This window comes from Archaeoglobus fulgidus DSM 4304 (assembly GCF_000008665.1).
GTDB classification, from domain to species: Archaea; Halobacteriota; Archaeoglobi; order Archaeoglobales; family Archaeoglobaceae; genus Archaeoglobus; species Archaeoglobus fulgidus.
On the sequence record NC_000917.1, the window covers coordinates 930,217 to 953,488 of the forward strand.

The following is a 23,272-nucleotide window of genomic DNA, read 5'->3' on the forward strand; positions in this document are numbered from 1 at the left end:
TAAAAAAATTAAACTCTCTCAATTACAACCGCCGCGCCCTGTCCGCCGCCGACGCAGGCGGTTGCCACGCCGTAATCGCCATTGTTCTCCTGAAGGATTCTTGCCAGCGTGCCAATCAGCCTCGCACCGCTCGCTGCCAGAGGATGACCGATGGCAACTGCACCACCATGTATATTCACCCTCTCCGGCTCAATTCCGAGCTCGTGGATGGCGTAAAGCGGGACTATCGCAAAGGCCTCGTTAATCTCCCAGTAGTCTATGTCGCTCACCTTCAAGCCAGTTTTTTCCAGAGCCTTTCTGCTTGCAGGAACCGGCCCTGCTCCCATTATGTAAGGAGGCACTCCCGCTGTGCCGTATCCGATGATTTTGGCGATTGGCTCAAGTCCAAGCTCCTGAACCTTCTTTTTAGAGGCAAGCAGCAGGCCTGAAGCTCCAGCGTTGAGAGGAGAGGAGTTTCCGGCTGTAATCACCCCTCCAGGCTTAAAGGCTGGTGGCAGAGAGGCTATCTGCTCAAGGGATGTGTCTGGCCTTATTGACTGATCCGAATCCACGGTTATCACACTACCATCAGCCTGCGGGGCTTCAACGGGGATTATCTCCCCCTTGAAGTAACCATCTTTGAGGGCCTTGGCAGCAAGCTGGTGGCTCCTCAGAGACCACCTGTCGAGGTCCTCTTTGGTCAGGTAGCCCGCCATCTCAAAGAGCGTTTCCGCAGTCAAGCCCATGACAAACCCGATGTCCATTCTGTAGTCCTTGTACTCCTCCGTGAGCAACTTCGGATGGCGGTCAACGTGCGGATTGTCGGCACCCATCGGCACCCTCGTCATGTGCTCGTAACCGCCGGAAATCATCATGTCCTCGTTTCCGCTTGCAATTTCCAGATACGCGTAGGCGGTTGTTGCAAGGGACGACCCGCACTGCATGTCCACGTGGCTTGCTGAGGTTTCGGGAGGGTACTTTGCCAGCAGCGACGCCATCTTCCCTCCGTAAGGCCAGTTCTCCGACACCGGAAAGGCGCATCCGAGTAAAATCCTCCCAACTTCCTTCTTCTCAATCCCCGCCCTCTCAGGCAGCTTTTCCAGAACCAACGCCATTAGCTCGTCTCCTCTAATCTTGTGGAACACGTCCCTTTCGGGCTTCTTCGGCCTGCTTCTCGAAAAGGGCGTTCTTGCATACTCTACAATATACACTTCTTCCACGAAATCACCTCTTCATCTTCTTCAATTCCTCCTCTCTCAAAATTCTCCTCAAATACTTCCCAGCAGCGGACTTGGGGAGCTCATCCCTGAATTCAACAATTCTCGGATACTTGTAGGCCGCCATTCTCTCCTTGCACCAGTTGATGATGTCCTGCTCCGTAATCTTCCCCCTGTAATCTTCATGAAGGACGACGAAGGCCTTGATCGTCTCTCCGGCAACCTCATCTGGCAGACCGATGACGCAGACCTCCTTGATTGCTGGATGCTCGTACATTATGTCCTCTATCTCTCTCGGATAGACGCTGTGCCCCTTGTACTTGATGATGTCCTTCAGCCTGTCAACGATGTAGAAGTATCCATCTTCATCCATCTTCGCTATATCTCCAGTCCTGAGCCACTTCATTCCGCCGGCCTCAAAGAAGACGTCCTCTGTCTCTCTCGGCCTGTTCCAGTATCCCTTCATGACCTGAGGGCCGGCTATCACAAGCTCCCCTTCCTCACCAATCGGCAGAAACTCCATGGTTTCCGGATTGATGATAGCAGCGTAGGTGTTGGGAATGGGCGGGCCAACAGAGCCAATCTTTCTCTTCCTGAACGGCGGGCCAACCGTGGTGTGGGTCACCGGCGAGGCCTCGCTCAGTCCGTAGCCCTCAACAAGAATCCCCCTTCCCGCATCCTTGAGAAGCTCATCCCACTTTTCGATGATTTCCGGCGGAACCGGGCCAGCTCCGTTGTTAACGTAAAGCAGGGAGGTCAAATCGTACCTCTTCAGCAAGTCGGGATTGTTCGCAAGAAAGACGAATATTGCGGGAGCACCCATGAAGGTCGCAACCCTGTACCTTTCAATAGCCTCCAGTATCTTTTCCGGCTCGAACTGGGCGAAAACGACGAGGATGTCTCCTGTCGCCAAACCTGTGTTGAGGTCAACCGTCTGGCCGTAGATGTGATACCATGGAAGTATCGCGACTCTCGGGGAGTAGTCGTTGTAGTAGTAGTCCCTAAACGTCCTGTACTCCTTCCCGTCAAGGTCGACAATGACGTAATCCCCCTCCTCCCTGATCACTTTGTGCGACTTCAGCCAGCCTCTTATCAGGTCGGTGAAGGGGATGAGCTCGTACATGTTCGCCACGACGTTGTAGTGTGTGAGCATCGCCGCCTTTGGCAGACCTGTGGTTCCACCGGTGTACTGCAAAACCGCAACGTCATCCTTAACGTTCCAGCTCACTTCCGGCGGTTCAGGTGGTGAGGCGAGCATCTCCCTGAAGTCCCTGAACTTCCCCTCGACCTTCGCCTCTCCACCGGCAATGTTCGCAACCAGCACCTCCTCCACGCCTGTGTTCTCCCTAACAGCAGCGAAGTTCGGATAAAGCTGCTCAACGGTGACAAGCACCTTCGCCCCGCTGTCGTTCAGCTGGTACTCAACCTCCCTCGGCGCGAAGAGCGGGGAGAGGGCCGTGACCGTTGCACCGGCCTTCATTGCCCCGTAGTAGGCGATGACGAACTGCGGGCAGTTTGGGGAGTAGATTGCAACCACATCCCCCTTCTTTATCCCCATTTTTGCAAGGGATGTGGCAAACCTGTCCGTGTACTCCTTAAGCTGACCGTACTTGATTTCAGCGCCGTAAAAGATTATTGCAGTCCTATCCGCGTATTTCTGGCAGACTTCGTCAATTACTTCGTAAAGGGGCTTTTCCGGAATCTCGACATCTGCCGGAACACCCTCAATCCAGGCCCTTTCAAGCCAGTACCTGTTTTTTACAAACTCAGGCACCTCCATAACTCTCACTGTCTTTAACTATTTTTTCAGCCTTTTAAAACTTTTCGCTTTTTACGAAATTAAATAAGTATTTATTCTCAGGTTCTGAAGCCATTCAAATTTTTCAGATTTTGCGAAAATATAATCCAAAAAAGTAATTCACTAAAAGCTCAATTGGGGCTTTGAAGACAAAGATTTTATTTTGTTTCGTTCAAGTAGTAACGTGCAGAATGTCGGCCTGGTGATGGGAAAGTCTTCGATTACGGATTTTAGCTTCGCGGTCAACCCTTCGGCGATTCCAAAATTCGGGGAGTACGTTACGGCGATAAACAGAGATGGGGAGGAGGTAATAGGGATCGTGAGAGAGATTTCAAACTTCAACCGCATGATTCTCGACGAGGGATTCAGCTTTGAGTATCTGGTTAAGAACCTCGACTTCTCAAGGAGGTTGATAGAGAAGAACGACGTTATAGTGGCGACCGCTACAGTTATAGGAGTGGTTAAGGATGGAGAGGTCTATCCAAACCGCACACCCATCAAGCCAAACTCAGAGGTGTTTCTTGCTGATGACGACGTGCTTTCATCCCTCTTCAAGTGCGATAGAGGAGTTGAGCTGGGCAGGATGATCGCACGTCCAGACATCTCCGTTTCCCTCGATATAAAGCAGCTCGTTCTCAGGCACTTCGCCATTCTCTCCGTCACGGGTGGGGGGAAGTCCAACACCGTTGCCGTGCTGGTCAACGACATTGTGAAAAAGCTCAACGGAACTGTGGTGCTAATCGACCCCCATGGGGAATATGTGGGCTACACCTTTGAGGATGGCAGCGAGAGGGGGAAGAATGTAGTTCCAGCAGGCATAAGGCCTGAGAGGCTTGAGCCGTGGGAGTTCGCAAGCCTTGTAGGGGTTGATAGAGAGAAGGCAGCAGTGCAGAGAATGCACCTTGAGAGGATTTTCACCACAGTGAGGCATGAGGGAAAAGCTGGAAGAGAGTTTGTTGAGAGAGTTCTGGACATCGCTGAGGAGTGGATAAACATTGCTGCCGGTAAAGGAGAGGCTGAATACTATGACTTTAACGGCATCAAGAGGGTTGCCACGCTGGACAGACAGGATTTGAACGCTTTGGCAAGGATAAAGGAGTACGTTTCCTCCTTCATGCGAAGGTACGAGGATTTGCTGAGCCAGAACGACATGCTGGCGAACATAAAGCCTTCCTATCTCAATGTTGTTAATCTGAGCGGCTTTGATGAGGGGCAGATGAGAGTTGTTGTTGCCTACCTCCTGAGAAATCTTCTTGTTGGAAGGATAAACTACGTGAGGGGAAAGAAAGGATGGGAGAAAATCTGTCCTGCGATTGTGAAGCCACTGCTCGTAATTTTCGAGGAAGGACACATCTTCGCCCCCAAGGGAGTCAACAACGACGTGGTAAGCTGGATGGGGAGGATTGCGAGAGAGGGCAGGAAATTCGGCATAGGGCTTGGAATAGTCAGCCAGAGGCCGAAAAGGCTGAACGATGATGTTTTAAGTCAGTGCAACACCAAGATTATCCTCAGAATTACTGAGCCAAATGATCAAAGATACGTGCAGCATGCGAGCGAGCAAATCAGCGAGGATTTGCTGAAGGACATAGCTTCTCTGGGAGTTGGTGAGGCTGTGGTTGTAGGGCCCGCAGTAAAGCTGCCGGTTGCCGTAAAAATAAGGAAGTTCGCTGGAAACTACGGAGGGAGGGACATTGATGTAGTTGAGGAGTGGCTGGGCAGAGAGGAGGAACAGAAGAAGCAGGTAACCTTAGAGGATTTGGCAGTATGAAGTTCGCCCACATCGCTGACGTTCATCTCGGCTACGAGCAGTACAACCAGCCATGGAGGGCTGAAGATTTTGCAAAGGCTTTCAAAGTTATTGCAGAGAAGGCGGTGGAGAGCAACGCGGATTTTGTTGTTATAGCCGGAGACCTCTTCCACCGAAGCCTTCCAAGTCCGAGAACTATTAAAGAGGCAGTGGAGACGCTCTGGATGTTCAGGAAAGAGAACATTCCCGTTTTTGCAGTAGAGGGAAACCACGACAAAACCTCAAGGGACATCTCAGCCTACCACCTCCTTGAATCTTTGGGACTGCTGAACGTTCTCGGACTTAGGAGAAATCCTGTAAGGGGAGAGAACGTAGAAAGTCTGAGAATTCAGAACGTTTACTTGGTTAAAGGGGTGGTTGATGACGTAGAGATTCTGGGAGACAGGCACAGAAGCAAGTGGCAGCTTGAGAAGGTTTTGCCATTGCTCAAGCCCCAGAGCGACAAAAGCGTCTTGGTTCTGCATCAGGCTGTGAAGGAGGTTGTTGACATTGATTTGGACATGGCCTACGAGCTCACAATCAACGATTTGCCAGAGGCAAGCTACTACGCCTTCGGCCACATCCACCTTCCAAAAATCTACGAGTTTGATGGAAAGGCTATAGCCTATCCCGGCTCAGTCGAGCGCTATGATTTGAGGGAAGCTTCGAAAATTGTCAGATACAGGGATGAGCTGGTTTTAAAGGATGGAATCAGGAAGGGGTTTATCCTCGTCAAGAACTTCAGGCCTGAATTCGTGGAGATTGAGACGAGGGAGCTTTACGATGTAGAGATAGAGGATGAAAGCGTTGAGGGGCTGGAGAAGAAGTTTTTGGAGGTTTTGGGTAGAGCGGACAAAGAGGGGATAATGGTTGCCAAGCTGAAAAGCAGCGATGCGGTGGATGTGAGAAGGTTAAGCGAGGTTGCGGCGAAGAGGGTTCGTTATGCAGAAATAAGATTCGAGAGGATTCTTGAGGAGATTGAGGAAGTTGAGATAAAGCAGGAGAGCGAGTTTTTCACCGAATTTGAGCTGAAGCTGCTTGAATTGCTTAGGGGCGAGATGGACGAGGACGAGGTTTACAGTCTGGTTGTGGAGCATTATTTGAGTGGTGGAGCCTTAAAGCAGGAAGAGGGAGCAGAGGAGCGGGTGGTGGAAGAGGAGACGGAGAAGAAGGTTGAAGAGCAGTTTAAAGGGGACGAGGAGGCAGATGAGGCAGAAAGAAGGGCAGAAGAAACCGAGAAAGCAAAATCAACGAAAAAAGCCAGAAAGCCAAAAACCCTCCTCGACTTTCTGGGGGTGGAGGAGGAATGATTCTGCTCAAGGAGCTTCAAATCAAAAACTTCCGCTCCCACTCAGACTCTAAAATTGAGTTTGACACCGGAATCAACCTCATTGCGGGGAGAAATGGTGCGGGAAAGAGCTCGATACTTGAGGCAATTCTCGTTGCCTTCTACGGATTGAAGCCCGCCACGTTGAGAAAAAACGACCTTGTGAGGGTGAACAGCTCAGGATACTCGCTCAGCCTGACCTTTTCTTTAAACGGTGATGATTACACAATTTCAAGAAAGAGCAACGGTGAGTCAATTTTAACGGGAAAGGAGATTGTGGAGGGAGACAGCAACATAACGGAGTGGGTTGAAAGGCACCTCTGCCCTGCACACGTTTTTACGGGGGCAATTTACGTCAGGCAGGGAGAGATAGACAGCATAATCAGGGACGATGAGAGCAGGGAGAGGATTATAAGGCAGATTACGAGAATTGAGGACTACGAGAACGCCTGGAAAAATCTTGGAGCTGTAATAAGAATGCTTGAAAGGGAGAAAGAGAGGTTAAAAGAATTCCTAAGCCAGGAAGAGCAGATTAAAAGGCAGAAGGAAGAGAAAAAAGCTGAAATCGAGAGAATCAGTGAGGAAATCAAAAGCATCGAGAGCTTGAGGGAAAAGCTTTCGGAGGAGGTCAGAAATCTTGAAAGCAGACTAAAGGAGCTCGAAGAGCACAAAAGCAGGCTCGAATCTTTGAGAAAGCAGGAGAGCTCCGTTCTTCAGGAAGTGCGGGGACTGGAGGAGAAACTGAGGGAGCTTGAAAAGCAGCTGAAAGAGGTGGTGGAGAGAATCGAAGATTTGGAAAAAAAGGCGAAAGAGGTCAAGGAGCTGAAGCCAAAGGCGGAAAGATACTCAATTCTTGAAAAACTTCTCTCAGAAATAAACCAGGCTCTCAGAGATGTCGAAAAAAGGGAGGGGGATTTGACGAGGGAGGCCGCGGGAATTCAGGCTCAGCTAAAGAAAGCCGAGGAAGATAACAGCAAGCTTGAGGAGATAACGAAGAGAATTGAGGAACTTGAAAGGGAACTGGAGAGGTTTGAAAAAAGCCACAGGCTGCTGGAGACTCTCAAACCGAAGATGGATAGAATGCAAGGCATAAAGGCAAAACTTGAGGAAAAGAACCTCACACCTGATAAAGTTGAAAAAATGTACGATTTGCTCTCAAAAGCAAAAGAGGAGGAAAAGGAGATCACTGAAAAGCTCAAAAAGCTGATCGCGAAGAAGTCGTCTTTGAAGACGAGAGGTGCTCAGCTGAAGAAGGCTGTTGAGGAGCTGAAGTCCGCTGAAAGAACATGTCCCGTTTGCGGAAGGGAGCTTGACGAAGAGCACAGAAAGAATATAATGGCGGAATACACGCGAGAAATGAAAAGAATTGCCGAAGAGCTGGCAAAAGCTGATGAAATTGAGAAAAAGCTTAAAGAGAGGCTGGAGAAGGTCGAAAAGGCTCTTGAAAAGCAGGAGACTGTTCTAAAGTACAGGCAGATGGTAGATGAGCTCAAAGCCCTGGAAAATGAGCTGTCCTCCCATGACGCTGAAAAACTCTCTGCGGAGAGCGAAGAGTACAGAAAAGTTAAGGAGAGGCTCGACGGGCTCAGAGGGCAGCAGAAGATTCTTCTCAGCTCCGCAAGCAGGATTAAAGAGCTGAAGAGCTCGCTAAGAGAGATTGAAGAAGCTCTCAAAAATGTGGAAAGCGAAAGGGGGGAGCTTCACAGGAAAATCAGGGAGGAGGGGTTTGAGAGCCTTGAAGAGCTCGAAAGGGAGGTTCAGAGCCTAAGACCTTTCTACAACAAGTGGCTCGAGCTGAAGGATGCGGAAAGCAGGCTTGAAAGCGAGCTAAAAAGGAGGGAAAAACTTGAGGATGAGATTTCCGAAGCTATAGCAAAACTTGAGGAGGCTAACGGAAAGGCTGAGGAAATCCGCGGTCAAATCGATGAGCTGCTGAGGATTTACAGTGAGGAAGAGCACAGAAGGTTGAGCGACGAGCACTTGAGGAAATCGAAGGAGCTTGCTGGATTGAAAAGCAGGCTTGAGACTTTAAGAGAATCTCTGCAAAGCGCAGAAAAAGACTTGAAGTTTCTGGAGGAGCAGCTTGCAAAGATGGATGAGTACAGAAAGAAGGTGGAAGTTTTCGAGAAAATCGCGATTCCTGAGCTGACCAGAATTAGAGAAAAGTTCAGAAAATACAGAAATCTGGTTGCGGAGAACTCGATGAGGGAAGTCGAGAGGTACGCGAGCCAGATCTTCGAGGAGCTGACGGAAGGGAAGTACTCTGGGGTAAGGCTGAAGAAAACGACCGAGAGGGGAAAGGAGAAGCTCAAGGTTTTCGTTGTTTACCAGGGTGAGGAGAGGGAGATAGGATTTTTGAGCGGTGGAGAGATTATTGCTCTCGGCCTCGCCTTCAGGCTTGCTCTCTCCATGTTCATGATAAGGGGCAAGATACCCCTCCTCATACTCGACGAACCGACTCCGTTTCTCGATGAGGAGAGGAGGAGGAAGCTCGTTGACATCACGACCAACTACCTTAGGAAGATACCTCAGGTTATAATCGTATCCCACGATGAGGAGCTGAAGGATGCCGCCGATAAGGTGATTTTCGTCGAGTCTCAGGGGGGAGTTTCGAGGGTCAGATATGTGGAGGCTCAGTGACGAGTTGCTGAGGGAATTTGAGAGAACTCTTGAGGAAAGCTACCTGAGCGTCGTGAACATCGCCAGGGCAATAAAGCAGAGGTGGAAAGAGCTTCCGGAGCCTGTGAGATGCAGAATATGCGGTGTGGACGGTAGCAGAGGGATAGAGAGGCTGAGCGGGCTTGTTTTCTACATCGTCTCAGCCGCTTCCGTCGGAGAGGATATAAGGGAGATGCACGAAGTAACGACTCTAAAGCCGCACATGCACATCGAGGAGAGGATTAGGCTCCACATGCACACGAGCGAATACAGGCTGGGCAGTGTGGCTGATGAGGAAATCGTGCTGATGGACGGAACGCTTAGAGGGGCGATAATCAGACCCCCTGCCTACCTAACGAAAGACGTTTACAACGCACTTTCGAAGCTCTACGACTTAGAAGGGGTGATAGAGGACTTCATTGAAGTGCTTGAGGAGTGGTACAAGGAGATAACGGAGGATGTAAAGGCCGGTATGGCTAGAAAAAACTATCTGCTAACCAGAAGCGAGTACTTCGACAGGATTGAGGCGGGATGCAGGAAGGGTGATAACGGGGACAGGGATAACCTCATGATTCTGATGGAGTACATCGAGTACCTGCACGCTCTGGACAAGCTGCTGCAAAAGGATGCGATTTTTGTGGCAAAGAGCTTCTACACGAGCGAGTTTACCGCGAACTCGTCCATAACGGACTCGGCTGTGCTCGATTATCTTGCAAGAGAGCAGTTTGGGGAAGAAAAAGCCGGCTTCATTCAGTTCAAGCCAAACCTTCAGAAATCCCTGCCGTGGTACGCGAAGAAGTTTAAAAGGCTGGATAAAGCTGAAATTTACGGAGCCTTCGTCAGGTTTGCCGATAGTGGGAGCATTTACATGCTCGAATCCACGAAGCCAATCGAAGAGGATACGATTGCGAAGCTCTGCAACTATGAGGCCGATGGATACCTCATTCCGCTAATCCACGCTCACAGGCATGCGGAGATAAAGAGGAGAGAGCTGAAAACTATAATAAGCGCGATGCTCTCAGCCACCGACCCCAAGTACGCCTTTCTGCTGAAAAGGGGGAGGGACGTGCTGGAGGGCTGAGAATTCAGTTAAATAAAATTAAAAACTAACGAACTCTCCTGCCACCGTCTGTCATCGTCTTTGCATAGCTGGCGGAGATGTCCTGGCCGAGAGCGTCGAAGATTCTGAAGTTCTCGATGATGGTTTGCAGGGTTGCGTTGGCTATCTCGTTGACCTTCTCCATTGCGATGCTGACCTGCTGGACTGCTGCCGTCTGCTCTTCGATGGCTGCTGAGGTTTCCTCGCTGCTCGCTGCGTTTTCTTCTGCTGTTGATGCCACCTCCTCGAAGTTTCTGGCGAGCTGCTCTATCTTCGCGAGGCCTTCTTCTGCCTTAGATGCCACAGCTTTTACCATGTCGTTTATCCTGTTAATCGCCCCTAAGATTTCTCCAGCCTGCTTAATTGCCGCCTCTATCCCCTCGCTCCCCTGCAGGCTGCTCTCCTTAACCTTGTTCGTTGCCTCGATTACCTTTCTCGTTTCTTCCTGCACGTTCCTGACTATCTCGTCTATCTCCTCAGTGCTCTTTCTCGACTCTTCAGCGAGCTTTCTAACCTCATCAGCAACAACAGCAAAGCCTCTTCCGTGCTCTCCAGCTCTTGCCGCTTCGATAGCTGCATTGAGGGCGAGGAGGTTTGTTTGATCTGCTATTGATTTTATTCTTTCAGTTACCTTGCCTATGTTTCTTACCGCCTGCTCAAGGGTTTCGACGACTTTTGATGCGTTCTCTACCTCCTGGACTATGCTCTTGATGATTTCGAGGGCTCTTCCTCCCTCCTGCTCCGCTATCCTAGATCTTTCTGCAGCAGCCTCGACCTGTCTGTTCGACTCATCAGCCTTTGCCGCAAGCTCTCTGAATATCTCCTCAGCAGCCTTGAGGTCGAGTGTTGAGGCGTTTGCCAGCCTTGATAGGTTCTCGCTTCCCGTTGCTATTTGCTGCGAGGCTGAGCTTATCTGCTGCATTCCAGCGTTCATCTGGTTTACTGCTTCTGCAGCTTCCCTAACTTGGTTGGCAGTTTCCTTCATGTCATCGGCAAGCTTCCTTACAATTTCCTGCATTCTTCCCGCGAACTCGTTGAAAGCCTCGAACGTCTCTCCGAACTCGTCGTCCCTGATTTTTTCAAGCCTGACGTCGAGGTTTCCTGCCTGCAGCTCTCTGATTCCGTTGCTGAGCATGTTGAGGCATCTGCCGGTGTAGGCGAGCATTTCTTCGATTTCTTTTTCTTTCTCCCTGAGCTCTGTGATGTCGGTAAAGAGGTCGATGACGCCGACCATCTCTCCGTCAACGTAAACCGGGATGCATGAAACGAGAACCGGCACTTCTCTCCCGTCCTTCGTGCGCGTTACAGCCTGGTGGTTGATTACAGCCTTTCCGGTATCGAGGACCTTGTCTGCAACTGTTCTGCCTCCCTCCGTTTTGAAGAGTTCGCTCGGAGGCAGGCCGATTATCTCCTCAGCACTGCTGTATCCCGCAAGCTTGGCAATCTCATCGTTGGCATACTGAATCTTGTGGTCTCTGTTGACGAAGAGGACGTAAGCCGGGAAGGGCATGTTCTTGAAGACCTCTTTTACCAGCTCATAGGCCTTCTTTGCCTCCTCCTCCTTCTGCTTGATGGGTGTTACATCAACGTAGAACCCAACCATCCCCACAAGCTCTCCGTTTACCTTAACCGGCGCGCAGGATGTGAGGATGTGCATCAATCCTTTCTCTGTCCCGAGCTTTACCTCCTGATTTTCAATCTTCAGCCCCCCTTTCTCCAGCGCCGTCTCAATCATAGTCTTCATTCCAACCTCTGCAAGCGTTTTTTGCCCTGTAGGGTCTAAGAAAAGCTCTGAAGGCCTCTTTCCTATTACCTCCTCCCTGCTCTTTCCGTAAAACTCCAGATTGTAGTCGTTTACGTACCTCAGCTTCCCCTCGGCATCGATGAAGTAGAAAAATACCGGCTTCGGCACACTCCTGATCAAGGCCTCTATAAAGGCGTCCTTCTGCTTCAACTCTTCGTCTTTTTGCCTTAGCTGTTCTTCCAGCTGGTTAATTCTCTCCAGAAGCTTTTCGCAGTCATTTTGAGCCTCACCTACCATACCACCACCGAGAAATTCTTTTGAGAAGAGCTATATAAAAAATTCTTCTATGTTTGAAGTTATAATTGAGAAAATGTCAACTAATAATTTCAGTTTTGAAATCCGCTATCGGAATAGAGAAGGTCCGCAACGTCAACCTTCCCAACAATTTCCTCGGACTTCGCCCACGACGAATCAAGGTTCTTGATGATGCCCACGATTCTGTCCACCTGCTGAGTTATCCTCTCCCTCACTTTATCGTCGGATATCATTACTTCGGCAAAAGCCCTGATTGCCGTTAGCGGGTTCCTGATTCTGTCAACGAGATAGGCGATTACCTTGGTGTTTTCAACCAGCCTCTTTAAGAACTCCTCCCTCCTCAGCTCATCCTCAACCGCTTTTAGAGCGAACGCCAGGTTTTTCGCAAGAGTTTTGAGTAGTCGTCTCTCAGCGTAATCTGCATTTTTAACGCAGAGGTAGCCGTAACTAATACTATCGAACTCAATTTTAAATGCAACACCCTCAGGTCTGTCGAGGACCCTTGCAGAGTAATCTGAGAGTATGCTTTCAACACTTTCTATGAGCTTGCTCTTGCTTCTGAGTTTAATCATCGCTTCGCTTGCCTCCACAATCCTTTCAAGCAGCCTGTTCAGTCTGTAAAACTCGGTTACATCGTGGGAAATGATAAAGCAAAGCCTTTCGCCCTCCAACTCAGCAGGAATGCAGTAGCTTACAAGCCTTCTGTCTCCCAGTTCTTCGTCAAACTCAACCACGGTATTCTCCATCAAAGCCAAATTAACATAACTCATTATCCTTTCCGCTCTTTCCTGAGAGAAAAGCTCACTGAGCTTTTTTCCGATGATGTTGAATCCCGCAAATCCTTTCATGGAGAAGTTCGCATCCCTCACAACACCATTTAAGTCAACAACCGCTATGGGGGAAGGTGCAGTCTCGAAAATTTTCCTGTAAACTGACTCAACGTCAAACCTTAAGGTGAGCACGGCTTTAGAGTCAAGTTTGAACAAATCAGCCTTCAATGCACCTGCCTTGCCCCTGAACCTCACCTCAAAAGTCCCGCGATCTTTCCGAAGTGCCTGCCTTAAACATCTACCGCTGTTTTCATCCAGAAAATCGAGAATATCTCTTTGCAGACAGTTTTCACCAATAAGCTGCAACGCCTTTGGATTTGCGTAGCGAATTACAGTTCCATCAAGTAAAATTATCGGATGAGGGCTCATTTCCGCAAGGGCTTTGAAAAGTCCATAATCTCTGAACATTTGAAGAATAATGGAAAGTGCGCAAATAAACCTAATCTTCAAAAGTGTAATTATCTTCAATAATTTCAAAGGTGCAATTTCCCATCCAAAAGCATTCTTTTTAAGTTTTGCCGGCAACCGCACTTGATGGACGATGCGGAGCTTCGTGCCGTCAGAACTCTCATCTCCCTCACGACGAGATATTTCGCGGTGTTCAAAAATGCCCCGGTGATAATGGCCGTAATTGATGATAACGGCAAGGTGGTGGATGCAAACAACGCCGCTGCTGAGCTAATAGGGGAGAAACCTTCTGGAAAGCACCTACGCGAACTTTTACCTGCCGAACTCTGCGAGAAGGTTTTATCGACACTCGAAAAGGCGCTGGAGGAGGAGAAAAAAGCAAATCTGAGGGCTAAAGTAAGCGGAAAGCTGCTAAGAGTGCAGCTTACCCCTATCTCAGCTGATGGAAGAAAGCTGTGCCTTCTAACCGGGTTCAGCGTTGAAGATGAGCTTTCCAAAGCCGCTCGCGAAATCCTGAGACTCGCAGCACGTGCGGGTGATGCTGAGACGGTAATAAAGGGGATGGCCAAAAAATTCGGTGAACTTGAGCTGTTTTCTCAGGTAAAGGTGGAGCTCGACGGGCTGCGGGAGGTGGTGAGAGAAAAAGATGGCGAGTTCGTTTACGAGTTCCCCTTAAGGATGCACCGTAAAAAGGGACGGGTAACGCTTGAAAGCAGGAAAGAGCTATCATCCGAGGAAATTGACATGCTGGCAGAGACGTTCGAAGACGTCTCAATCCTCATCTCAACGCTGGAGCTTGAAAGCAAACTTTCGGCAGAGGTTCGCAGGACAGTTGAGCTGATAAATGAGCTGAGAGAGCAGTTGAAAGCCGTCACACTCTCCCTCGAAATTCTCGAAAATGATGGTCTGAAGAGCATTGTAAAGGAGCGGTTGGGAAAAATGCTCCAGGTTGCGGAGAGGTTGGCGGGAGAGTGAGAGGTATTGAAGACTGCTATTTCAACCTTACTTTTCTGTAAACCTTCTCCCTCAAATTCACGCACTCAAACCTGTCCTTGAATCCCGGAGGCAAAGTCTCGCTCCGCCCGATGACGAGGTAGCCTCCATCAACGAGGGCGTTGTAAAAGTCGTTCACAACCTTTGCCTTCTGCTGCTCGCTGAAGTATATCATCACGTTCCTGCAGAAAACTATGTCCAGAAACCTCGAAATGGGCTCTTCCGTAGTAAGGTCGTGCTTTTTGAATCTCACAATTTTTTTCAGGAAGCTCTTCACCCTGTATCCATCATCCTCCTTGTCGAAGTACTTTGCAATAAGCGCTTTGCTTAGGTTTTTTAGCTGCGTTGGCTTGTAAAATCCCTCTCTCGCCATCTCAAGGCACGCATCGTCTATGTCGGTTGCGTAAATAGAGATTAACCACCCCTCACCGAGCGTTTCGAGTATTGATATGGCTATGCTGTACGGCTCTTCACCGCAGGAGCAGCCGGCACTCCACGCTCTCACAACCCTGCTGTTCACCCTGCTTTTTTTAGCCGCTATCTCAGGCAGCACCTCCTTCATGAGAAACTCGAAGGGGGTTTTGTCCCTCATGAACTCCGTGACGTTAATTGTAATGGTGTTTATCAGCTTCTCAACCTCCTCCTTTCCGTTGGACTTTAAAAGCCTTAGGTACTCTCCGAAGTCTTTCACTCCGAGCATCTTCATTCTCAGCTCGATACGTCTCCTGAGGTAGCTCTCCCTGTACTGGTGGAGGTTTATTCCCGACTCCTTGCTTACGTAATCAACAAGCGTTTTAAAGGCTAAATCCACAACTCTCCACCCCTGCTGTATTTGACCAGCATCCTTCCATCATTTGTAAAAAAATAGACGGTTCTCCCCTCGTCACCCCCCAAATCTTCCGACACAATCCTGATGCCGTAATCCCTCAGTATCGTCCTGATGGCTTCAGCGTTCCTGTCGCCGATTCTGAGCATGTCCATCGTCATGTGCTTGAAAATCTGCGCACCTCCTGCCATCTTCGCAACTATCCTTTTCCTGTCACTTCCCAGCCTTTCCATCGCTTCGGTCATCATTTCCACCGCATGGTCTGCGTACTTGGCACTCCTCTTGGTGCCGTTGCCCGACTGCGGGAGCATTACGTGAGCCAGACCACCCAGCCTCAGCTTTGGGTCGTACAGCGCAATGCCTACGCAGGAGCCCAATCCAATTGTTTTCAGCACCGCACCCTTGGCTACCCTGAACTCCCCTATGCCCACCAGTATCTCGCTGCCCATTATTCCACCATTCCGAGAAGCTTCAGTATGTAGCTGACAAACTTCTCATTCGGTATGAGCATCACCAGCGCTTCTATCTCGTTTTCGCTTTCCTCCAGCTTCGTCTCGAAAATCACCACATAATCGCTTTTCTCCGCCAGCTGTGAAACCACCGCATCTATTACGGCGATGGCAAAATCCCTTCCGAAGCTCGGTGGAGTGGGAAGCAGAACAATTCCCAGCATCTCTGCTGCAGCATCGCAGAAGGAAGATGAAAGGATGTTACCAATCTCCATCAGCGTTGAATCGACCATCTCCTCGTCGCTGCTGTCACCGAGCAGAATTTCAGCAAGTTTTTTGGATGACTTCTCCGGAAATGTTATGTAAAGGAACCCTGAATGCCCGTTCTCAATATCCTCAAGGCCTGTAACAACCCCAGCCACCATCTCCTCAGCATTTATGTACTTGTGAAGCTCAGGTATTTTCACTATCACCGCCTCAGGCACGCTCATCTCTATCCTTCTGCCGAGCATCTGGGACAGAGAAGTGGCAGCCTTCCCCACGCCGATGTTCCCCAACTCCTTCAAAGCATCAAGCTCCATCTCACCAAAATCCTCAATGCTATGCAAGCCTATCACCTCCCAACAAACTTGACACGTCAAGAATCGGCACAACTCTCCCGTCCCCCAAAATCGTAACTCCGCTAAACCCCTTTATCTTGGCCAGATACCCCGTCAGGGGCTTTATAACTATCTCCTGCTGCTCCGCTATGGTGTCTGCAATCAGGGCGTACTTCTCGCCCTCCTTCTCAACGATAATACCAACTTCCCTCTCAGGCCTCCCATTCCTCACGTTAAACAGCTCCCTCAGCTTGAAGGCCGGAACGAGCTTTCCACGGACGATCAAAAACGGGTTGCCGTGTATAACCTTCCAGTTATCCTCTCCGACGTACAAAGCCTCTACTACGCTTGAAATCGGTATTGCGTACGTTTCGTTTGCCACCTTCACAAGCAGGGACTTCACGATCGCGACTGTTGGCGGGAGATGTATTCTGATCCTCGTCCCATTCCCCTTCTCCGAAGATATCCTCACACTGCCGCCAAGCCTCTCAACGGTTGTTTTTACAACATCCATCCCCACGCCCCTTCCGGAAACCTCAGTTGCCTCATCCTTGGTCGAGAATCCAGGAGAGAAGATGAGCATCTTAATCTCGTCCTCGCTCATCGAGTCTGCTTCGGCAGGAGAGACTATCCCCTTCTCAATTGCCTTCTGCTTAATCTTCTCAACGTCAAGCCCTCTGCCGTCATCCTCAAGCTCGATAATGATGTTGTTCTTCTCCCTCCAGGCAGCGAGCTTAATTCTTCCCACTTCATCCTTCCCTGCAGCCACCCTTTCTTCCGGAGTTTCAATGCCGTGGTCAACGGCGTTCCTGACAAGGTGAACCAGCGGGTCGCTAATCTCATCGAGAACTGTTCTGTCAAGCTCCGTCTCAAGCCCCTCCATAGTGAAGTCAATCTTCTTGCCGAGCTTTCTCGCCAAGTCTCTGACCATCCTCGGGAACTTGCTGAAAACCCTCTCAACTCTCACCATCCTTATCTGCATTATCTCGTCCTGAAGGCTCGTTATGGACTTATCCATAATTGCAACGGCTTCCTTCAGCTCAGGAATGTCGTACTCGCTTGCAATCTGCAATAGCCTTCCCTTGCTTATCACAAGCTCCCCGACGAGGTTCATTATCGTGTCAAGCTGCGATATGTTCACCCTTATGCTTTCGAGCTTTTTCTTATCCTTCCTGCCGGGATCCACTCTCTTCTCCGTCTTCTCAACTTTCGCTTCGGTTTCAGCCCTTGCAGCACCTTCCGCTTTTTCCTCAGCTTCCTCCTCGCTAACAGCCTGTCCCATCTCTACTGTTTCACCGTCAACGGGGCTAACTTCAAACCTGTCAATCTCCGCAATCTTGCTGATAGTATCTTCTACAACCGAAGCGTCAGGAGCGTTTAGGTAAACAACGAAATGACCGTCGAAGGTTTCCTTCTCCATATCGCTCTCGTCGGGGATTACTCCAACAACTTCGGCAACCTCGCTGAGAGCTTCAACAACGAGTGCTGCCCTAACGCTCTTCATCACGCAATCTTCGCTGATGTAAACATCAACCCTGAGGTTTGCAGTTGCAGGTTTAAGCTCATGCCTGTCAGCAACTTCCTCCTCTTCCCTGCTCTCCATAAACATCGTGAGAGCTTCAATAATGTCCCTAACATCAACGCTGTCGCTATCTTCATCCTCAATTCTGTCTATCATCTCCCCTATTGCGTCCACAGCCTTCAGCATTACGTCGATGAGCTCTTCTGTAACCTCTATCTCCCCATCCCTCACTTTCCCCATCGCACTCTCGAGCTTGTGGCAGAGTTCCTCAAGATTCTTGTAGCCCATGAAACCTGCCATTCCCTTAATCGTGTGGGCCACTCTGAAAATCTCGTTAATTGCATCAACGTCCCCTTTCTCAACCTTTATGAAGTTCTGATTCATCACGTCAAGGTACTCTCTGGCCTCCTGTATGAACTCCTGCTTGTACTCCTCCATTTCATCGCTCATTAAGCTTCACCTCCAAAAACCGGACTATCTCCTCGGCAATCTCAAAAACGGGCTTTACCGAAGTTATTCCGCCAAGCTCAATTGCCGCCTTCGGCATGCCGAAGACCATGCACGTATCCTCGCTGCTGGCTATCGTTAACCCTCCCCTGTCCTTTATCAGCTTCATCCCGTAAGCCCCATCTTCACCCATTCCAGTCAGAATGGCCCCAACAACGTTTCCTCCGTAAGCCTGCACTACCGAGTCAGCCGTGACATCAACAGACGGCTTTACTGCATTCACAGGCTCTCCGTCAACCACCTTTATTCTGACAACATTCGCTGCCCTCCTGACCTTCATGTGGTAGCCGCCAGGGGCAACGTAAACCACTCCATCCTTAACGCGCTCGTTGTTCTCAGCCTCCTTCACTTCCACCTCCGAGATGGAGTTGAGCCTCTCCGCCAGCTGCTTTGTGAAGCCGGGAGGCATGTGCTGCACCACAAAAACTGGGGCGGGGATGTCAGCAGGAAGTCTCGGGATTATCATCTCCAGCGCTGACGGTCCACCTGTAGAGGAACCAATTAAGACGCACACGTCCTTTGTTTTTCCCTTCCAGTTACCTCTAACAACCTCCCCCTTAATTTTCTTGAGATTTTGGAGTCTGAGGACGTTCAGCGATGTTGAGGCAGCCATCTGCACCTTCCTGACTAGTTCCTGGGCTACAGAGGAGAGATCGACGAGTGCCCCATCAGGTTTTGTTACAAAGTCAACTGCACCTATCTTTAAAGCCTCCAGAGTCTCTCTCGCCCCCTCCTTGGTGAGGGAGCTGAGCATCACGACCGGAGTCGGCTGTTTTTCCATTATCAGCTTCAGCGCTGTCAGCCCATCCATTTCTGGCATGTTGATGTCGAGGGTAATCACATCTGGCTTGAGCTTGAGGGCCTTTTCAACAGCCTCCCTACCATTCTTCGCCGTGTCAACTACCTCTATTCCTGCCTTGGTAAGTATGTCGGTCACGGCCATCCTGACGAGGGCGGAGTCGTCAACAACAAGCACCCTCATGCTCAGCCCATTCCGGCAACCTTCTTCAGCTCCTCAATCACCTTGGGAGCCTGGAAGGGCTTGACGATGTATCCCTTCGCCCCAAGTTTTATCGCTGCCTTCACCATCTGCTCCTGCCCAACGGCGGTGCACATCACCACCTTCGCGCTTGGGTCAATCTTCTTAATTGCCTTAAGCGCTTCAATGCCGTTCATTTCCGGCATCACGATGTCCATGGTGACTATATCGGGTTTGAGCTGCTTGTACATCTCTACCGCCTGCTTTCCGTTCTCAGCCTCTCCGGCAATGTCAAAACCTCCTGAGAACAGTATGTTCCTCAGGAGCTTTCTCATAAACGCCGTATCATCCACAATCAACACCTTCGGCATACCATCACCTCGCGGCCTTTTTCATAATCTCGCTAACCAGAGCCACACCCCTCGGTGTGAGCTCGATTTCCTTTCTAATCTTCACAACTCTCGCCAATCCCAAATTCACAAGCCTGTCGTACATCTTGTTTAGCTCCTCGGTTGTAACACCAAGTATGGACTCAACACTCACGGAATCGACTCCCGTGTAAACCATGGTCAGAATCTGCTCCTCCACTTCGGAAAGCTTCTCCTTTGGTTTTGACTTCTCGATGAAGTTCTGGATGTACTCCTGAAGCATGTCCATCGTCGTCTCGGGGCATAGGACGAAGCTCGTAATCACCTCCCCGTTTTCAACGTGGGTGACAACGAGCACAACCCTCTGCTTCTTGCCCACAGTCCTGATGTCCTTCTCCACCGACCCGAGATTCTGAATGGAAATTCTAATCTGCTTCGATGACGAGAGAAACCAGAGGGCTTCGTCGGTTATGCTGAGGTAACCCTTTTCCCACTTGCTATCGCTGACAACGACCCCCCCGCGAGTGGCGGGAGAGAGAAAGTAAACAGCAAACCTGTCCGATTTCAGGTTGAAGGCAAGGTATCTAAATATCTGCGCCTGCCTGCTTCCGAAGTCGATAAAGTAATCAGCGTCCTTCTTTATTCTTATTGCATCCCTGCCCTCGTGTTTCAGCCTCTCCAAATCCTGAATCTCCTTGAATCTGATCGTCTTTCCGGCAAAGGATATTGCATCCTTGGTGATTACTGCCTCACCTTTCTTCCAGCCGTCCTCGAAGTACTCCACAGGTATCTTCAGAACCCTCTCCCCATCGCTCATACCCTACCTCGCATCACCTCAGCCTCTCCACCTCATCCTCACTCAGCACCTTGTTCAGGTCAATCATAATAAGCAATCCGTCTGGAAGCTTTCCCACACCCTTGAGGAACTTTGCTTCCTCTCTGGCGGTTATTATGTTCGGCAGAGCCTCGATGTCGGCAGTGGAGAGATACTTGACCTCGTTTACGGTATCAACCATCATTCCTATGACCGCATTGTCGAACTCTACAACAATTATCCGCGTGTTGTTGTCTATCGGCTTGGGCTCCATTCCGAAGCGCTTTCTGAGGTTGATGATGGTCGTTATCTGGCCTCTGAGGTTTATCACTCCCTCAACAAAGTCGGGGGCGTTGGGAATCCTGGTTATCTGAGTCGGTCTTATGATTTCTCTCACCTGGGAAATGTCAACGCCGTACCTCTCATCGCCGAGGTTGAACACGATAACCTGAACAGTCTCGCTACCCTTAATCACACCTTCCGACTGCTGCACTAACATCACCTCCAAAAAATTAGAGGAGTTTGTCCCCTCCATTCGTCATCGTCTTTGCATAGCTGGCGGAGATGTCCTGGCCGAGAGCGTCGAAGATTCTGAAGTTCTCGATTATGGTTTGCAGGGTTGCGTTGGCTATCTCGTTGACTTTCTCCATTGCGATGCTGACCTGCTGGACTGCTGCTGTCTGCTCTTCAATTGCTGCTGAGGTTTCCTCGCTGCTCGCTGCGTTTTCTTCTGCTGTTGATGCCACCTCCTCGAAGTTTCTGGCGAGCTGCTCTATCTTTGCGAGGCCTTCTTCTGCCTTTGCCGCAACCTGCCCGAGCATTTCGTTGATTCTGTTAACAGCTTCAGCTATTTCTCCTGCCTTCATGAGGGCGTTTTCTATCCCCTCGCTCCCCTGCAGGCTGCTCTCCTTAACCTTGTTCGTTGCCTCGATTACCTTTCTCGTTTCTTCCTGCACGTTCCTGACTATCTCGTCTATCTCCTCAGTGCTCTTTCTCGACTCTTCAGCGAGCTTTCTAACCTCATCAGCAACAACAGCAAAGCCTCTTCCGTGCTCTCCAGCTCTTGCCGCTTCGATAGCTGCATTGAGGGCGAGGAGGTTTGTTTGATCTGCTATTGATTTTATTCTTTCAGTTACCTTGCCTATGTTTCTTACCGCCTGCTCAAGGGTTTCGACGACTTTTGATGCGTTCTCTACCTCCTGGACTATGCTCTTGATGATTTCTAGAGCTTTAACACCTTCTTTCTTCGCCATCTCTGCATTCTGCGATGCCTCATCGGCGAATTTGGCGGAGTTTTCGGCTCTTGCGGTCAGGTCCTTGAATATTTCTTCTGCTGCCTTGAGGTCGAGTGTTGAGGCGTTTGCCAGCCTTGATAGGTTCTCGCTTCCCGTTGCTATTTGCTGCGAGGCTGAGCTTATCTGCTGCATTCCAGCGTTCATCTGGTTTACTGCTTCTGCAGCTTCTCTAACTTGGTTGGCAGTTTCCTTCATGTCATCGGCAAGCTTCCTTACAATTTCCTGCATCCTTCCTGCGAACTCGTTGAAAGCCTCGAACGTCTCTCCGAACTCGTCGTCCCTGATTTTTTCAAGCCTGACGTCGAGGTTTCCTGCCTGCAGCTCTCTGATTCCGTTGCTGAGCATGTTGAGGCATCTGCCGGTGTAGGCGAGCATTTCTTCGATTTCTTTTTCTTTCTCCTTGATTTCGGTGAGGTCCTCAATAGACTCTACCACACCAATAATCTCCCCCTTCTCATTGTAAACCGGTGCGGCTGTAGCCCTGACGTAAGCCTTTCTGCCATTTCTCGGGAAGTTGAGCCATATCTCGGTCAGATACGCTCCTTCAATTACAGGATGTTTCTTAATAACGTCGTAAAGCTTGTGCGCCTCATGTGGGTTGTCGAGAACCAGATCAGCCAGTATTGGCCTCTCCTGATCGTAGAACGGATACCATGTTCTCTTCGTCCCCACCATCTCCTCAGCCTTAACTCCTGTAAGCTCTTCTGCCGCATTGTTCCAGTAAACAACGTTGTGATTGGAGTCGATGTACATTACCGCAACAGGAGTGCTGTTGACCAGTCCCTTCATTTCCGCCTCCTTCTCCTTAAGCTCTGTGATATCGTAAAAGACCTCAATGTACCCCGCAAATTCGTCTCCGACGTATACTGGATATATTGAAGCAGAAGCTATGAACTCGCTACCATCTTTCCCTACGAGCTTAACCTCGACGTTTTCAATCCTCTCCCTGTTCTTTATCGCTTCCACTATTTTCTTGGCGTTGTCGAGGTAGTCTTTGTGTATTACTGCAACATCCGCTGGCCTTAACCCCACAACCTCATCAGCAGTCTCGAAGCCCGCTAACCTCGCTACGTTGTTGTTTGCGAACTTTATCAACCCATCCTCCCCTACGAATATAACGTACGTCGGCAGGTTTCTGAAAACCTCTTTTATGAGCTCGTAGGCCTTCTTCGCCTCCTCCTCTCTCTTTTTCTGCTCTGTAATGTCTATGAAGAAGTCCACCATTCCCTCAAACTCTCCATCGACGTACACAGGGGCGCATGATGTAAGGATGGGCATCGCTTTTCCGGTTTTGACCTCCAGGAACCCCTCTTTCCCCTCAATTTTCATTTTGTTTTCGAATGCCAGCTCTACAAATGTCTTTCCTCCAGCGGCAACGTTGCTCGCAAGTTCTGAAGGTTTCCTGCCAATCATCTCTGAGATCTCCGCACCGTAAACCTCCGCTGCGTATTCATTGATGTACTCTATAATGCCGTCCTTGTTAAGGAAAAGGACGAAGGCGGGCTTCGGAATCTGCCTTACCAGTTCTCTGACGAACTTTTTGGTTTTCTCCAGCTCTCTTTCCGTTTCAGCAAGTTTTCGTCGCAGTTCCTCAATCTCCTCCCTCTCCTCCTTGCAATCTGAATCTGGGGGCTTCTTCGATCCCTCCAGCAGAGATTTCAGCCTCGATACAGCCTCCTCATCCCCCAAGGCTGAAATCAGGTTTGCAAGCTCGTCATTCATAACACCACCGAAAGTAGATTGCGAAAATAAAAAATAA

The 23,272-nt window shown here is 49.8% G+C and carries 18 protein-coding genes; 5 read left to right on the plus strand and 13 right to left on the minus strand.

Annotated features, from left to right (window positions below; translation table 11 throughout):
- Nucleotides 1-8: 8 nt before the first annotated feature.
- Together AF_RS05210 and AF_RS05215 are read right to left on the minus strand one after the other, a co-directional pair.
- Entirely contained in the window at nucleotides 9-1,199 is a 1,191-nt protein-coding gene (locus AF_RS05210; RefSeq protein ID WP_010878528.1) for an acetyl-CoA C-acetyltransferase, read from the minus strand.
- Nucleotides 1,200-1,203: 4 nt separating this feature from the next.
- Nucleotides 1,204-2,976 carry a long-chain-fatty-acid--CoA ligase gene (locus AF_RS05215; RefSeq protein ID WP_048064321.1) on the minus strand — a complete coding sequence of 591 codons (1,773 nt, stop codon included), beginning with the start codon at nucleotides 2,974-2,976 and terminating at the stop codon, nucleotides 1,204-1,206.
- Between the two features lie 202 nt (nucleotides 2,977-3,178).
- Between AF_RS05215 and AF_RS05220 the strand changes: the two genes are divergently transcribed.
- The 4 genes from AF_RS05220 to AF_RS05235 are packed head-to-tail and all read left to right on the plus strand — an operon-like array spanning nucleotide 3,179 to nucleotide 9,846.
- The gene (locus AF_RS05220) at nucleotides 3,179-4,762 is read left to right on the plus strand and encodes an ATP-binding protein (protein ID WP_010878530.1); all 1,584 of its coding nucleotides are present in this window, start codon (nucleotides 3,179-3,181) and stop codon (nucleotides 4,760-4,762) included.
- A complete protein-coding gene (locus AF_RS05225) occupies nucleotides 4,759-6,090 on the plus strand; it encodes a DNA repair exonuclease (RefSeq protein WP_010878531.1) in 1,332 nt (443 codons plus the stop codon). Before AF_RS05220 ends, AF_RS05225 begins: the two co-directional genes overlap by 4 nt.
- Nucleotides 6,087-8,747 carry a DNA double-strand break repair ATPase Rad50 gene (rad50, locus tag AF_RS05230; RefSeq protein WP_010878532.1) on the plus strand — a complete coding sequence of 887 codons (2,661 nt, stop codon included), beginning with the start codon at nucleotides 6,087-6,089 and terminating at the stop codon, nucleotides 8,745-8,747. Before AF_RS05225 ends, rad50 begins: the two co-directional genes overlap by 4 nt.
- Complete coding sequence (locus AF_RS05235) at nucleotides 8,731-9,846, plus strand: DNA double-strand break repair nuclease NurA (protein ID WP_010878533.1); 1,116 nt, start codon at nucleotides 8,731-8,733, stop codon at nucleotides 9,844-9,846. Before rad50 ends, AF_RS05235 begins: the two co-directional genes overlap by 17 nt.
- A gap of 25 nt (nucleotides 9,847-9,871) precedes the next feature.
- On the opposite strand, the gene AF_RS05240 is transcribed toward AF_RS05235, so the two are convergent.
- Both AF_RS05240 and AF_RS05245 read right to left on the minus strand, forming a co-directional pair.
- Nucleotides 9,872-11,905, minus strand: coding sequence for a methyl-accepting chemotaxis protein (locus AF_RS05240; protein ID WP_010878534.1), 2,034 nt, complete (start codon nucleotides 11,903-11,905; stop codon nucleotides 9,872-9,874).
- Nucleotides 11,906-11,994: 89 nt separating this feature from the next.
- Nucleotides 11,995-13,161, minus strand: coding sequence for a PAS domain-containing protein (locus AF_RS05245; protein ID WP_048064322.1), 1,167 nt, complete (start codon nucleotides 13,159-13,161; stop codon nucleotides 11,995-11,997).
- A 126-nt stretch (nucleotides 13,162-13,287) separates the two neighbouring features.
- On the opposite strand from AF_RS05245, the gene AF_RS05250 reads away from it, so the two are divergent.
- Nucleotides 13,288-14,136, plus strand: coding sequence for a PAS domain-containing protein (locus AF_RS05250; RefSeq protein WP_010878536.1), 849 nt, complete (start codon nucleotides 13,288-13,290; stop codon nucleotides 14,134-14,136).
- Between the two features lie 16 nt (nucleotides 14,137-14,152).
- Here the strand turns inward: AF_RS05250 and AF_RS05255 are convergent, their stop codons facing one another.
- Genes AF_RS05255 through AF_RS05295 form a run of 9 tightly spaced genes read right to left on the minus strand, consistent with a single transcriptional unit; the run spans nucleotide 14,153 to nucleotide 23,235 of the window.
- On the minus strand, nucleotides 14,153-14,965 hold the full coding sequence (locus tag AF_RS05255) for a protein-glutamate O-methyltransferase (RefSeq protein ID WP_010878537.1): 813 nt from the start codon (nucleotides 14,963-14,965) through the stop codon (nucleotides 14,153-14,155).
- Nucleotides 14,956-15,429, minus strand: coding sequence for a chemotaxis protein CheD (locus tag AF_RS05260; protein WP_010878538.1), 474 nt, complete (start codon nucleotides 15,427-15,429; stop codon nucleotides 14,956-14,958). The genes AF_RS05255 and AF_RS05260 overlap by 10 nt, the downstream gene beginning before the upstream one ends.
- Nucleotides 15,429-16,046, minus strand: a complete 618-nt coding sequence (locus AF_RS05265) for a chemotaxis protein CheC (protein ID WP_010878539.1) — start codon at nucleotides 16,044-16,046, stop codon at nucleotides 15,429-15,431. The genes AF_RS05260 and AF_RS05265 overlap by 1 nt, the downstream gene beginning before the upstream one ends.
- Complete coding sequence (locus AF_RS05270) at nucleotides 16,030-18,000, minus strand: chemotaxis protein CheA (RefSeq protein ID WP_010878540.1); 1,971 nt, start codon at nucleotides 17,998-18,000, stop codon at nucleotides 16,030-16,032. The genes AF_RS05265 and AF_RS05270 overlap by 17 nt, the downstream gene beginning before the upstream one ends.
- Complete coding sequence (locus AF_RS05275) at nucleotides 17,990-19,039, minus strand: protein-glutamate methylesterase/protein-glutamine glutaminase (RefSeq protein ID WP_010878541.1); 1,050 nt, start codon at nucleotides 19,037-19,039, stop codon at nucleotides 17,990-17,992. The genes AF_RS05270 and AF_RS05275 overlap by 11 nt, the downstream gene beginning before the upstream one ends.
- Before the next feature lie 2 nt (nucleotides 19,040-19,041).
- Nucleotides 19,042-19,407 carry a response regulator gene (locus tag AF_RS05280; RefSeq protein WP_010878542.1) on the minus strand — a complete coding sequence of 122 codons (366 nt, stop codon included), beginning with the start codon at nucleotides 19,405-19,407 and terminating at the stop codon, nucleotides 19,042-19,044.
- 4 nt (nucleotides 19,408-19,411) lie between these two features.
- Nucleotides 19,412-20,221 carry a CheF family chemotaxis protein gene (locus tag AF_RS05285; protein WP_010878543.1) on the minus strand — a complete coding sequence of 270 codons (810 nt, stop codon included), beginning with the start codon at nucleotides 20,219-20,221 and terminating at the stop codon, nucleotides 19,412-19,414.
- 13 nt (nucleotides 20,222-20,234) lie between these two features.
- Complete coding sequence (locus AF_RS05290; protein ID WP_010878544.1) at nucleotides 20,235-20,717, minus strand: chemotaxis protein CheW; 483 nt, start codon at nucleotides 20,715-20,717, stop codon at nucleotides 20,235-20,237.
- A gap of 13 nt (nucleotides 20,718-20,730) precedes the next feature.
- Nucleotides 20,731-23,235 (minus strand): methyl-accepting chemotaxis protein, encoded by a 2,505-nt coding sequence (locus AF_RS05295; RefSeq protein ID WP_010878545.1) that lies wholly within the window; start codon nucleotides 23,233-23,235, stop codon nucleotides 20,731-20,733.
- Between the last annotated feature and the right edge of the window lie 37 nt (nucleotides 23,236-23,272).

What these genes read in the sequence shown, in the direction of transcription:
- AF_RS05215 (WP_048064321.1), bottom strand. Translation starts at nt 2,976, where the DNA reads ATGGAGGTGCCTGAGTTTGTAAAAAACAGGTACTGGCTTGAAAGGGCC.
- AF_RS05225 (WP_010878531.1), top strand. Translation starts at nt 4,759, where the DNA reads ATGAAGTTCGCCCACATCGCTGACGTTCATCTCGGCTACGAGCAGTAC.
- rad50 (WP_010878532.1), top strand. Translation starts at nt 6,087, where the DNA reads ATGATTCTGCTCAAGGAGCTTCAAATCAAAAACTTCCGCTCCCACTCA.
- AF_RS05235 (WP_010878533.1), top strand. Translation starts at nt 8,731, where the DNA reads ATGTGGAGGCTCAGTGACGAGTTGCTGAGGGAATTTGAGAGAACTCTT.
- AF_RS05240 (WP_010878534.1), bottom strand. Translation starts at nt 11,905, where the DNA reads ATGGTAGGTGAGGCTCAAAATGACTGCGAAAAGCTTCTGGAGAGAATT.
- AF_RS05245 (WP_048064322.1), bottom strand. Translation starts at nt 13,161, where the DNA reads ATGTTCAGAGATTATGGACTTTTCAAAGCCCTTGCGGAAATGAGCCCT.
- AF_RS05250 (WP_010878536.1), top strand. Translation starts at nt 13,288, where the DNA reads ATGGACGATGCGGAGCTTCGTGCCGTCAGAACTCTCATCTCCCTCACG.
- AF_RS05260 (WP_010878538.1), bottom strand. Translation starts at nt 15,429, where the DNA reads ATGGGCAGCGAGATACTGGTGGGCATAGGGGAGTTCAGGGTAGCCAAG.
- AF_RS05270 (WP_010878540.1), bottom strand. Translation starts at nt 18,000, where the DNA reads ATGAGCGATGAAATGGAGGAGTACAAGCAGGAGTTCATACAGGAGGCC.
- AF_RS05275 (WP_010878541.1), bottom strand. Translation starts at nt 19,039, where the DNA reads ATGAGGGTGCTTGTTGTTGACGACTCCGCCCTCGTCAGGATGGCCGTG.
- AF_RS05280 (WP_010878542.1), bottom strand. Translation starts at nt 19,407, where the DNA reads ATGCCGAAGGTGTTGATTGTGGATGATACGGCGTTTATGAGAAAGCTC.
- AF_RS05285 (WP_010878543.1), bottom strand. Translation starts at nt 20,221, where the DNA reads ATGAGCGATGGGGAGAGGGTTCTGAAGATACCTGTGGAGTACTTCGAG.
- AF_RS05290 (WP_010878544.1), bottom strand. Translation starts at nt 20,717, where the DNA reads ATGTTAGTGCAGCAGTCGGAAGGTGTGATTAAGGGTAGCGAGACTGTT.
- AF_RS05295 (WP_010878545.1), bottom strand. Translation starts at nt 23,235, where the DNA reads ATGAATGACGAGCTTGCAAACCTGATTTCAGCCTTGGGGGATGAGGAG.